The following is a 12,640-nucleotide window of genomic DNA, read 5'->3' on the forward strand; positions in this document are numbered from 1 at the left end:
TCCCATATCATTTCTGTGCAGGCCGCTACCAGTGCTCCGCAACCGGATCATGAGGCTGCACACAGAGGAAAGCCCGGCCCGATTGGCGGGCGGGTCCATTCAACGTCGCTCCATGGAGGACTGACCTATGCGTACTTTCGACCTCACCCCGTTTTATCGTTCCACTGTCGGCTTCGATCGCCTCTTCAACCTGCTCGACCAGGCCAACGGCGATGCGCCAGGCTATCCGCCCTATAACATCGAGCGGACCGGCGAGAACGCGTACCGCATTTCCGTCGCCGTATCCGGTTTCGCACCGAACGAACTCTCCATCGTCGCGAAGGAAAATACGCTGACGATCAAGGGCGAGAAGGTCGCCAACGAAAACGGCAAGGACAAGTCCGAGGTGCTGTATCGCGGCATCGCGGCGCGCGCCTTCGAGCGTGCATTCCAACTCGCCGATTTCGTGCAGGTGAAGAACGCCTCGCTTGAGCACGGCCTGCTCCATGTCGATCTCGTCCGCGAGATTCCCGAGGCCAAGAAGCCCCGCACCATTCCGATCGCAACCAGCGCGCCCACAGCGCCCACGGTCGAGAAGGCGGCTGCCTGACGGCCTTCGCAGGCGAACTTCCAAGCGCTGAACGCAGGACGCCCCGGGCAGCCGGGGCGTCCTTGTCTTGAGCAGCATTACCCAAGAGTTCCGGGCCTTGAGTGCGTCTCGCCAACCGGCGGACCATGCCGAGCTTTGGGCATAACTTCCATGCACTCAGGGACTCCCGGACGCTTGTGTGATAGAGAAAAATTTGGCAATGTCCGGGTTAGGACAGTAACACTGTCTTAATTTTGACGGCCGCCCGGTGTTGGATTTTGTGCCGCATGCAGGCGTCCGATGTCCGGCTGTGGACATGGCAAACCGGCTTTCCACCGAATACGTTGGGCGCCTGGTTTGACTTCTCAAAACTTCGGCTCGCGGCGTGCGAGTGGTGGCCCCAGGATTTTAAATCGGGGTGCCGCGACCGTCCAAGGTACGCCATGGATACGGATTGCGTTTCGGGATATCTCAAATCCCGGCTGGGAAAGGTACTGGGCTTAAGATGAGCGGGCCATCGTTCGAGCGGGAGAACATCGGGCTGGAATCACTGACAGGGGATTCGGTCGCGAAACAGCTCGAATACGCGCATGAGCACACAGGTCGTGAACACGCGCCACGCGAACACACCCTTCATGAACATAGTTGTCATGAACATACTCGTCATGAACATACCTGGCGTCCACCGGCGGAAGGCCTCTACGACCTCGGCCAGGAGAAGGATGCCTGCGGCGTCGGTTTCATCGCCAACATCAAGGGCAGGAAATCCCATCAGATCGTTTCCGATGCGATCAGCATCCTCTGCAACCTCGAACATCGCGGCGCGGTCGGCGCCGATCCGCGCGCCGGCGACGGCGCAGGCATCCTGGTCCAGATCCCGCACGGTTTTTTTGCACGCAAGGCGAAGGAACTCGGCTTCACGCTGCCCAAGCCCGGCGAATACGCGGTCGGCGCGCTGTTCATGCCGCGCGAAGCCGCCTGGCGCGAGGTCATCCGAAGCATCATCACCGACCAGATCAAGGCCGAGGGCCTGACCCTGCTCGGCTGGCGCGAGGTGCCGACGAACAATTCCTCGCTCGGCGAAACCGTGAAGCCGACCGAGCCCGCCAACATGCAGGTGTTCATCGGCCGCAACGGCACGGCCGCGACCGAGGACGAGTTCGAGCGGCGGCTCTACATCCTGCGCAAGTCGATCTCGCAGGCAACCTTCGAGCGCCGCGAGCGCGGCCTTTCCGGCTACTATCCGGTGTCGCTGTCCTGCCGCACCGTGATCTACAAGGGCATGTTTCTCGCCGACCAGCTCGGCAGCTACTATCCCGACCTGCACGAGCCGGATTTCGAATCGGCGCTGGCGCTGGTGCATCAGCGCTTCTCCACCAACACCTTCCCGACCTGGTCGCTGGCCCATCCTTACCGCATGGTCGCGCATAACGGCGAGATCAACACGCTGCGCGGTAACGTCAACTGGATGGCGGCGCGGCAGGCGTCGGTGCATTCGGACCTGTACGGCAAGGACATCAGCCGGCTGTGGCCGATCTCCTATGAAGGCCAGTCCGACACCGCCTGCTTCGACAACAGCCTCGAATTCCTTGTGCAGGGTGGCTATTCGCTCGCGCATGCGGTGATGATGATGATCCCCGAGGCGTGGGCGGGCAATCCGTTGATGGACGAGCAGCGCCGCGCCTTCTACGAATATCACGCAGCGCTGATGGAGCCGTGGGACGGCCCGGCCGCGATCGCCTTCACCGACGGCCGCCAGATCGGCGCCACGCTCGACCGCAACGGCCTGCGTCCGGCGCGCTATCTCGTCACCAGCGACGACCGCATCGTGATGGCGTCCGAAATGGGCGTGCTCAAGATTCCGGAAGAGCAGATCATCACCAAGTGGCGATTGCAGCCCGGCAAGATGCTGCTGGTCGACCTCGAACAGGGACGCCTCATTCCCGACGACGAGATCAAGGCTACGCTTGCGAACAGCCATCCCTATCGGGAGTGGCTCGGCCGCACCCAGATCCAGGTCGAGAACCTGCCGGACGCGCCGGTCAAGGCGACGCGCTCGAACCTGCCGTTGCTGGATCGCCAACAGGCGTTCGGCTATTCGCAGGAAGACATCAACATCCTGATGACGCCGATGGCGTCGATCGGCGAGGAAGCCTCGGGCTCGATGGGCAACGACACGCCGATCTCGGCGCTGTCGAGCCGGCCGAAGCAGCTCTTTACCTATTTCAAGCAGAATTTCGCGCAGGTCACCAACCCGCCGATCGATCCGATTCGTGAAGAACTGGTGATGAGTCTCGTCTCGATCATCGGGCCGCGGCCGAACCTGTTCGATCTCGAAGGACTCGCCTCCACCAAGCGGCTGGAGGTGCATCAGCCGATCCTCACCGACGCCGACCTCGAGAAGATCCGCTCGATCTCCGATGTCGCGGACTCGCACTTCGTCTCGCGCACCCTGGACATCACCTTCCACTCGGGCCATGGCGCGGCCGGCATGGAGCAGGTGCTCGACGAACTCTGCGCGCGCGCCGAAGCCGCCGTGCGCGAAGGCGTCAACATCATCATCCTGTCCGACCGCATGGTGGGCACCGACCGGATTCCGATCCCCTCGCTGCTCGCCTGCGCCGCCGTGCATCATCATCTGATCCGCGTGGGGTTGCGCACCTCGGTCGGCCTCGTCATCGAATCCGGCGAACCGCGGGAAGTGCATCACTTCGCCTGCCTCGCCGGCTACGGCGCGGAGGCGATCAATCCCTATCTCGCGTTCGAGAGCATCATCGCGATGAAGGATCGCTTGCCCGGCAGCCTCGACGACAAGGAAATCGTCAAGCGCTACATCAAGTCGATCGGCAAGGGTCTGCTCAAGGTGATGTCGAAGATGGGCATCTCGACCTATCAGTCCTATTGCGGCGCGCAGATCTTCGACGCCGTCGGGCTGAAGGGCGAATTCATCGCCAAGTATTTCGCCGGCACGCATACCCGCATCGAGGGTGTCGGCCTTGCTGAGATCGCGGAAGAAACCGTGCGGCGGCATGCGGACGCGTTCGGCGACGTGCAGATCTACAAGACCGCGCTCGATGTCGGCGGCGAATATGCCTACCGCACCCGCGGCGAGGATCACGCCTGGACCGCGGAGTCGGTCGCCAACCTGCAGCACGCCGTGCGCGGCAATTCGCAGGAGCGCTATCGCGCGTTCGCGAAGATCCTCAACGAACAGTCCGAGCGGCTGCTGACGCTGCGCGGCCTGTTCAAGTTCAAGACCGCCGAGGACGAGAATCGCAAGCCCGTCGCCCTCGACGAGGTCGAGCCGGCGAAAGAGATCGTCAAGCGTTTCGCCACCGGCGCGATGAGCTTCGGCTCGATCTCGCGCGAAGCGCACACCACGCTCGCGATCGCGATGAACCGCATCGGCGGCAAGTCCAATACCGGCGAAGGCGGCGAGGAAGCGGACCGCTTCAAGCCGATGCCGAACGGCGATTCCATGCGTTCGGCGATCAAGCAGGTCGCCTCCGGCCGCTTCGGCGTCACCACCGAGTATCTCGTCAACTCCGACATGATGCAGATCAAGATGGCGCAGGGCGCCAAGCCCGGCGAAGGCGGACAGTTGCCCGGCCACAAGGTGGACGCGACAATCGCGCGCGTGCGCCATTCGACGCCCGGCGTCGGCCTGATCTCGCCGCCGCCGCATCACGACATCTATTCGATCGAGGATCTGGCGCAGCTGATCTACGACCTGAAGAACGTCAATCCGCAAAGCCTGGTCTCGGTGAAGCTCGTCTCCGAAATCGGCGTCGGTACGGTTGCCGCAGGCGTCGCCAAGGCCCGCGCCGATCACGTCACCATCGCGGGCTTCGAGGGCGGTACCGGCGCAAGTCCCCTCACCTCGATCAAGCACGCCGGTTCGCCGTGGGAGATCGGGCTTGCCGAGACCCATCAGACGCTGGTGCGCGAAAGGCTGCGCTCGCGCATCGCGGTGCAGGTCGATGGCGGCTTCCGCACCGGCCGCGACGTGGTGATCGGCGCCCTTCTTGGTGCAGATGAATTCGGCTTCGCCACCGCGCCGCTGATCGCCGCCGGCTGCATCATGATGCGCAAGTGTCATCTCAACACCTGCCCGGTCGGCGTCGCCACCCAGGATCCGGTGCTGCGCAAGCGCTTCACCGGCCAGCCCGAGCACGTCATCAACTTCTTCTTCTTCGTCGCCGAGGAAGTACGCGAGATCATGGCGCAGCTCGGCTACCGCACCTTCAACGAGATGATCGGCCAGGTGCAAATGCTCGACCAGGGCGCGCTGGTGACGCACTGGAAAGCCAAGGGGCTCGACTTCTCGAAGCTGTTCTACCGGCAGAAGGAAGCGCCGGGCCAGACGATCTATCACGTCGAGGCGCAGGACCATCACCTCGACAAGGTGCTGGACCGCAAGCTGATCGCGGAGGCCAAGCCGGCGCTCGACCGCGGCGCGCCGGTAACAATCGAGACCGCCATCAACAACACCGACCGCTCGGCCGGCGCGATGCTGTCGGGCGCGGTCGCGAAGATCTACGGCCATGCCGGCCTGCCGCTCGACACCATCCAGGTCCGCCTCAAGGGTACGGCTGGACAGGCGTTCGGAGCCTGGCTCTGCCGCGGCATCACCTTCGATCTCGAAGGCGAAGGCAACGACTATGTCGGCAAGGGCCTCTCCGGCGGCCGCATCATCGTGCGTCCTCCGGCGAACTCCGGCATCGTGCCGGAGGAATCGATCATCGTCGGCAACACCGTGATGTACGGCGCGATCGAGGGCGAGTGCTACTTCCGCGGCGTCGCCGGCGAGCGCTTCGCCGTGCGCAACTCCGGCGCGGTCGCTGTGGTCGAGGGCGCCGGCGATCATTGCTGCGAATACATGACCGGCGGCATCGTGGTCGTGCTCGGCAAGACCGGGCGCAACTTCGCGGCCGGCATGTCCGGGGGCGTCGCCTACGTGCTCGACGAAGCCGGCGATTTTCCGAAACTGTGCAACCTTGCAATGGTCGATCTCGAACCGGTGCTCTCGGAAGAGATGATCAATGCCGGCACCTATCACCACAGCGGCGACCTCGAGGCGCATGGCCGGGTCGACGTGTTCCAGAACCTGCTGAACTCCGACGTCGAGCGCCTGCACGTTCTGATCACGCGCCACGCCAAGCTCACGGGATCCAAACGCGCCGCCGAAATTCTCGCGAACTGGAAGGCTTATCTGCCGAAATTCCGCAAGATAATGCCGGTGGAATACCGCCGCGCGCTGAAGGAAATGAAGGCCAACGCGGACGCCGAACCGAAAATCGCGATCGGGGCGTAATAAAGTCCATGAACATTAAACGAGAACGCGCGGGTTCGATTACCTCTCCCATGGGGAGAGGTCGGATCGCCCTCGCGATCCGGGTGAGGGGGTACGATCTATCGTTAGGCCGTACCCCCTCACCCCCACCCTCTCCCCATGGGAGAGGGAGCGCGCTTTCGTCGCGGCAACGCGCGGCGCTACAATTTGGTTTTTGAATTCAGGGTTCGAGGCATCAGGTCCGATGGGAAAGATCACGGGTTTTCTGGAGATCGAGCGGCACGACCGCAAGTACGCGCCGGTCTCGGAGCGGGTGAAGAACTTCAAGGAGTTCGTGATTCCGCTGTCCGAGAAGGAAACGCGCGACCAGGCCGCGCGCTGCATGAACTGCGGCGTTCCCTATTGCCACGGCACGGGTTCGGTCGCGCCCGGCACGCCCGGCTGCCCGGTCAACAACCAGATCCCCGACTTCAACGACCTCGTCTATCGCGGCGACTGGGAAGAAGCCTCGCGCACGCTGCACTCCACCAACAACTTTCCGGAATTCACCGGCCGCATATGCCCGGCGCCGTGCGAGGCCTCCTGCACGCTCAACATTGATGACAATCCCGTCACCATCAAGACGATCGAATGCGCCATCGTCGATCGTGCATGGGAGAACGGCTGGCTGAAGCCGGAAATCGCGTCGCAAAAGACCGGCAAGAAGGTGGCCGTGGTCGGCTCCGGTCCCGCCGGTCTCGCCTGCGCGCAGCAGCTCGCGCGCGCCGGTCACGAGGTGCATGTCTACGAGAAGAACGCCAAGGCCGGCGGCCTGCTGCGTTACGGCATTCCTGACTTCAAGATGGAGAAGCACATCATCGACCGCCGCCTGGCGCAGATGCAGGCCGAGGGCGTGATCTTCCACTACGGCAAGCCGGTCGGCGGCAATGCGGCCGGCGCGATCAATCCGCAGCAACTCGTCATGGATTACGACGCGGTGGCCCTGACCGGCGGCGCGGAAGCTCCGCGCGATCTGCCGATCCCCGGCCGCGATCTCGGCGGCATTCACTTCGCGATGGATTTCCTGCCGCAGCAAAACCGCCGCAACGGCAATGAAAAATTCGACGCAGCGGACATTCTCGCCACCGGCAAGCATGTGGTCGTCATCGGCGGCGGCGACACCGGCTCCGACTGCATTGGCACCTCGTTCCGGCAAGGCGCGAAGTCGGTGACGCAGCTCGAGATCATGCCTGCGCCGCCTGAGCATGAGAACAAGGCGCTGACCTGGCCGAACTGGCCGTTGAAGATGCGCACATCGTCGAGCCAGGCCGAGGGTGCCAAGCGCGACTACGCGGTGTTGACGCAGAAGTTTTCCGGCACGGACGGCAAGGTGACCAAGCTGCATTGCGTTCGCGCCGACGACAAATTCAAGCCGGTCGCCGGCAGCGAGTTCGAACTCGATGCCGATCTTGTGCTGCTTGCGATGGGCTTTGTGCATCCGGTGCACGAGGGCATGCTCACGACGCTCGGTCTCGAACGTGACCAGCGCGGCAACGTTCGCGCCAACATGCAGGACTATCGCACCTCTCTGCCCAAGGTGTTTTCGGCGGGCGACATGCGCCGCGGCCAGTCGCTGGTCGTGTGGGCGATCCGCGAAGGGCGGCTTTGTGCCCGCGCCATCGACCAGACGTTGATGGGAGCCACCACGTTGCCGCGATGAGCCGCGCTCCTTCATCAACTCATCACCTTCCAAGAAAGACGTTGAGTCATCGACAGAGGGAAACAACTGTCCGGCGTTAACGAGAATCGTTCCAGACAATTGCGTCAGGAATGTTGAACCCATGCGTCACGCGGGCAGTCATCCACACGCGCCAACGTAACCGTGCACAGAGACAATCTGTGAATTGATCGGCATCCGCCGCAGGTTACTCTCACGACAAAGTGGGGGCGGCGAAGTGACGGCATCGCGTTGGATAGTCTTCTTCTTGATCGTCGTGATCCCGACGCCAGGATGGGCGATGTCGCGCAGCGTCGCCATCAGCGCCGGTTCCTTTTTCGCCGCCGCCGCGCATTGCGAGGAGCAAGGCCTGATCACGTCGGGTCAGACCGACGATCTCTTAAGAGCCCTGTATCCTTATCTTTCGAAATCCGACAAGGCCAATATGGCGGCAGGCCGTACGCGCGGCGAGAAAGACTTGCAGGTGTTCGTCGAGGCGGAGAAAAAGTGGGTGAGCTTCACGCCGGATTCCGCCAGTTGCTACCGCGTTCAGGGCGTGCTCGACGACTACAGGACGCAGCTCGGGGAATAGACCAGCAATCGCCGCAGCCCGTTCGTCGATATTCGAACTTGGGCGATTTCTCGTCGTCGCGCGCCGGCACGCGCGCGGGAGAAGTTGAGACGCGTCCAACCCGAAGATTCGGCGATCTATCGCGAGAACAGGTCAGAGAAGAATCCCGCCGGTCCGGAATGAGCGGGCGGGCGCGATACAGCGCGCGGTTTCTGCGCCTGCTGGGAATGCGGCGGCGCTGCGCGGGATCCCGATGATCCTTCCGACCGAGCCTGCTCGGCGGAATGAGCCGGGCGCGGCTTCTTCGGCGGCGATGCCGAAGCCGAGCCATTCGGCGCGACCGGCGCGTCGGCCCTGGCCGGTTCGAAATTCACCTCACGGCGCGGCCAGACAAAATCGTCGGCACGCCCCGCTGGCGCCGACAACGGTTCGCCCTTCACCAAAATTCGCGCGGCCAGTGCATCAATCGCGGCAGAATGGGTGCCGGGACCGCCGAGCAACTGGTCGGTCTCGACCGAGGGCGCCACCAGCGGCACGATCGGGCCGGCTAGCGGACGCGGCGCGGGCTGCCCCGGCTTGACGTCGGTGTCGGGCGTGCCGGGCTCGGTGGGAATCGCGATCGGAGCGGACCGTGCCGCCAATACGCGCGTGATCTCGCGTTCGACATAATGCGCGAGCTTGCGAGCGCCGGCCTTGGTGAAATACACGCCGTCGTAAGAGCGAAGCCGGCGGATCTGGCCTTCAAAGTCCGGCCCTTGCTGGACGTACCGGCCGGCCTCGTCGACGAACCCGTCCCAGATGTCGACATAAGTAATGCCCGCCTTATCCGCCGCGGCGCGATAGAGCGAATCGAGGAACAGCATATCGGATGTCGATTTCGTACCGCGCACCGCAGGCAGGCCGACCCAGAACACCGGCACGCCCTTCGACTTGAGGACCGCGATCATCCCGTCGATCTTCCTGCTGTAGAGCTCGGCCCAGCGATCGCTGCGAAACTCGGCGATTCCGTTAGGCGAGCGCGCGCTTTTAGCGGCAGCGAGCTGATCGTCGTCGGTCTCGTCGGGCGGCAGTTCGGAATCCGCCGGCTTGTCCTCGGGTACGGCGGCAGCCGCATCCGTTTTGTCCTTCTTGTCTATATCCTTCTTATCAGCGCCTTTCTTGTCCGCTTCGGCCTTTTTCTTGTCCTCCGGCTTGCCGCTCTTGTCCTTCTCCGAAGCCTCGCGAATCGGCATCCGATCGTGCAGGCCGAGCATGACCACAATGGCGTCAGGTTTTTCGGTCGCAAGAATAGCCTTAGCCGCGGCCTCCCAATCGGCCGGTTCACCCTTTGGTTGATAGCGAATGAGGCCGGAAACGGTTTTGTACTTGCGGATCACGCCCATGTCGGGCGTTTCGCTCAGGGCGTCCTCAAGGCCGTAAGCAAGCCAGTCGGCCATGGCGTCGCCGAGCACGACCACATTGCGCGTCGGCACGGTGTCGCGCTTTTCAGGCGGCGGCGCGTGCGAATAATTCTCCGCCGGCCGCTGCTGGTGTTGCGGGCGCTGCTGCTTCGGCGGCGGTTCCTGAAAGGGGGAGAAGAACGGATTGTCGGAACCGAACCAGCCCCCGCCTCCCCCGCGATGCGCCGGACGCTGCTGCTGGAATCCGAAATTGAAGAATTGCGCCGACGCGGGCGCTGCAACCAGCGCCGCAACGACGGCCAGCGCAATCAATGACCCTCGTACTGTCAGTCGGCGGAACAGCGATTTCGGTCCGGGCATGTGCGCGATCGAAAAAAGAGGCCGGTTAAAGAGTTATAATAGCGAAATCCGGCCGCAAGCGGGCGGGCTTCCGCCTCATAGGCCTGGCATCGGCCCACGGCGTCAAGAGCGGGGCCGCAGTGTTCCCGGTGATTCCTGACGGGTTACCGCCGCCGTAGCCGTTCCAGCACGTCGGACGACGCAAATCCGTCGGCCGGCGCCCCGATCGACGCCTGGAAGCCGCGTAGCGCCTCGCGGGTCTGGCTGCCGATCTGACCGTCGGGGGTTCCGCGATAAAAACCTCTCTGCGCCAAAAGCTGCTGCAATTCGAGCCGCTCGGCGCGGGACAGCACCCTTTCCTGCCGCGGCCATGGCTGGATGAACGGCCCCCCACCGCGCAGCCGGTCGGCAAAATGGCCGATTGCGAGCGCATACGCTTCCGCGGGGTTGTACTTCATGAAGACCCGGAAATTCTGCAACATCAGGAAACCCGGGCCTTCGGCGCCGGCCGGGGCGAGCAGATAGGCTCGGTCGGCCGAACTCGGAAACCGCTTGTCGCCGGCGCGCCGGATGCCGAGATGCTCCCATTGCGCGATGGTCATCGTCTTGGCGCGATCCGCCAACATGAAGTTGAAGTTTTTAGGCAGCACGACCTCGTAGCCCCAGGTCTTGCCTCTCTGCCAGCCATCCTTCTTCAGGTTGTTTGCGGTGGACGCGATCAGATCGGCAGGATCGTCGACCACATCGCGGCGGCCGTCGCCGTCGCCGTCGACCGCATAGCGCTTGAACGCGGTCGGCATGAACTGCGTGGGGCCGAACGCGCCCGCCCACGATCCGCGCATCTGATCCGGTCGCAAGTCGCCACGGTTGAGAATTTCGAGCGCCGACAGGAATTCGTCGCGGAAATATTTCTGGCGACGGCCGATGCAGGCCAGCGTCGCCGTGGATCGAAGCACGCTGCGGTCACCCATCTGGGTCGAATAGTTCGACTCGATGCCCCATATCGCCGCGATCGCGTAGCGATCGACGCCATAGGCCTTCTCGGCCGCATCGAACTGCGGCTTGTACATCGCAAGAATTTCGCGGCCGCGCGCAAGCCGGGCATCGCTGACCAGGATGTCGAGATAATCCCAGATCGCCTTGGTGAATTCAGGCTGTGAATCCATCAGGTCCATGATGCGCAGATCGGGCGACAGCCCCGCGGTGAAGCGCTCGAAATTCTCGCGTGTGACGTGACGGCGCGCCGCGTCGGGCCACATGGCCGCAACGCAGTTGGGGAAATCCGCGGCGGCCTGACGAATGGCGCTCGCCGTCATGAGCGGATGACCCGAGGCGCCATCCTCGCCGCTCCAGGGCAATGCGGCCGAACTGGCGGGCTGCTTAGGGGCGGATTGGATCTGCTCCGACCCGACGCGCGGCGCCAGTGACGCACCCTGCTCGCGCTTTGCAAGCGAGCCGGTGAAGAGGTTGTCGAGAAAGTCCTGGATGCCGTTGCCGTTCGACGTCTGCGCGCGCACGGAAGCTGGCACAGCCAGCACCGCCAGCGCCACGGCCGTCGCCATTCCAGTGTTGCGCATCCGCGCCAGCATGATTGTCGAGACCATCCCTGACCCGCACCTCCGGCAAGTATCCCCCATCCCAGGAGGCCCTGTCACGGTTTCCATCGGCTTAACGCCAGGCCTTTTTTGAGGCGCAGGAGGACAATCGGTCACAATTTGACCGCCGGTCAGCGCGCTGCCGGCCGGAGTTTCATGCGACTGCCGTCGCGCCTGCGATCGGCTGTTGTCCCTGCCGGCCGGCCCACCATAGAACCGCCTTTGTTCCCGGCTGCAAACCGGCTAACAAGATATGAACCGGTGGTACTCCTTCCATCCGCAGAACAATCCATAGAATCGATATGAAAATCCGCAAAGCCGTCTTCCCGGTCGCCGGCCTCGGCACCCGCGTCCTTCCCGCCACCAAGGCGATGCCGAAGGAGATGCTCACAATCGTCGATCGGCCGCTGATTCAATACGTGTTCGACGAAGCCAGGGAAGCCGGCATCGAGCATTTCGTTTTCGTCACCGGCCGCAACAAGGGTGCAATCGAGGATCACTTCGACAGCCAGTTCGAACTGGACGAAACCCTGAGGGCGCGCGGCAAGAAAACCGAGATGGATCTTCTGGCGCAATTCCAGCCCGCGGCGGGCGCCGTGAGTTTCACCCGGCAACAGGCGCCGCTCGGGCTCGGCCACGCGGTGTGGTGTGCCCGCGACATCATCGGCGACGAGCCCTTCGCGGTGGTGCTGCCCGACGAACTGGTGCTGAATACGCCCGGCTGCCTCAAGCAGATGATTCAGGCTGCGGCAAGCCTCGGACCGAAATCCAATATCGTCGCGGTCGAAGCCGTGCCCGACGACATGACCCATCATTACGGCATCTGCAGCGTCGGCAAGCGCAGCGGCAATATCTTCGAGATCGACGGCATGGTGGAAAAGCCGCCAAAGGGCACGGCGCCTTCGAATCTTTCCATCACCGGACGCTACGTCTTGCAGCCAGAGATCTTCAACATTCTGGAAACGCAGAAACGCGGCGCAGGCGGTGAGATCCAGCTCACCGACGCCATGATCGGCCTGTCGGAATCGCAAGCCTTCTACGGCCTCGAATTCACAGGCGAGCGCCACGACTGCGGCTCGCGCGCCGGCTTCCTGCGCGCCAACATCGCCTTCGGCATGGCGCGCGCCGATCTCCGCGACGGCTTGCGTGCTGACATGCAGAAATATCTCAAGGCGTAA

General features: G+C 63.4%; 7 protein-coding genes. 5 read left to right on the forward strand and 2 right to left on the reverse strand.

All coding sequences use genetic code 11. The features are described from left to right. The first annotated feature begins 127 nt into the window (after positions 1 to 127). From ACMDCM_RS09635 to ACMDCM_RS09650, 4 genes are all read left to right on the forward strand, one after another. Positions 128 to 589: an Hsp20 family protein gene (locus ACMDCM_RS09635; protein ID WP_412773357.1), complete on the forward strand. Its 462-nt coding sequence runs from the start codon at positions 128 to 130 to the stop codon at positions 587 to 589. Between the two features lie 484 nt (positions 590 to 1,073). After that, on the forward strand, positions 1,074 to 5,882 hold the full coding sequence (gene gltB / locus ACMDCM_RS09640) for a glutamate synthase large subunit (protein WP_412773358.1): 4,809 nt from the start codon (positions 1,074 to 1,076) through the stop codon (positions 5,880 to 5,882). Positions 5,883 to 6,105: 223 nt separating this feature from the next. After that, entirely contained in the window at positions 6,106 to 7,560 is a 1,455-nt protein-coding gene (locus ACMDCM_RS09645) for a glutamate synthase subunit beta (RefSeq protein ID WP_412773359.1), read from the forward strand. A 298-nt stretch (positions 7,561 to 7,858) separates the two neighbouring features. After that, positions 7,859 to 8,149, forward strand: a complete 291-nt coding sequence (locus tag ACMDCM_RS09650; protein WP_412773360.1) for a hypothetical protein — start codon at positions 7,859 to 7,861, stop codon at positions 8,147 to 8,149. 116 nt (positions 8,150 to 8,265) lie between these two features. Here ACMDCM_RS09650 and ACMDCM_RS09655 read toward each other — a convergent pair whose 3' ends face one another. Further along, entirely contained in the window at positions 8,266 to 9,888 is a 1,623-nt protein-coding gene (locus ACMDCM_RS09655) for an SGNH/GDSL hydrolase family protein (RefSeq protein WP_412773361.1), read from the reverse strand. Positions 9,889 to 10,031: 143 nt separating this feature from the next. Beyond that, on the reverse strand, positions 10,032 to 11,471 hold the full coding sequence (locus ACMDCM_RS09660; RefSeq protein ID WP_412773362.1) for a lytic murein transglycosylase: 1,440 nt from the start codon (positions 11,469 to 11,471) through the stop codon (positions 10,032 to 10,034). 293 nt (positions 11,472 to 11,764) lie between these two features. Here ACMDCM_RS09660 and galU point away from each other — a divergent pair, with 293 nt between their 5' ends. Then, entirely contained in the window at positions 11,765 to 12,640 is an 876-nt protein-coding gene (galU, locus tag ACMDCM_RS09665; RefSeq protein WP_412773363.1) for a UTP--glucose-1-phosphate uridylyltransferase GalU, read from the forward strand.

Source organism: Nitrobacter sp. (assembly GCF_047149785.1).
Classification (GTDB): Bacteria; Pseudomonadota; Alphaproteobacteria; order Rhizobiales; family Xanthobacteraceae; genus Nitrobacter.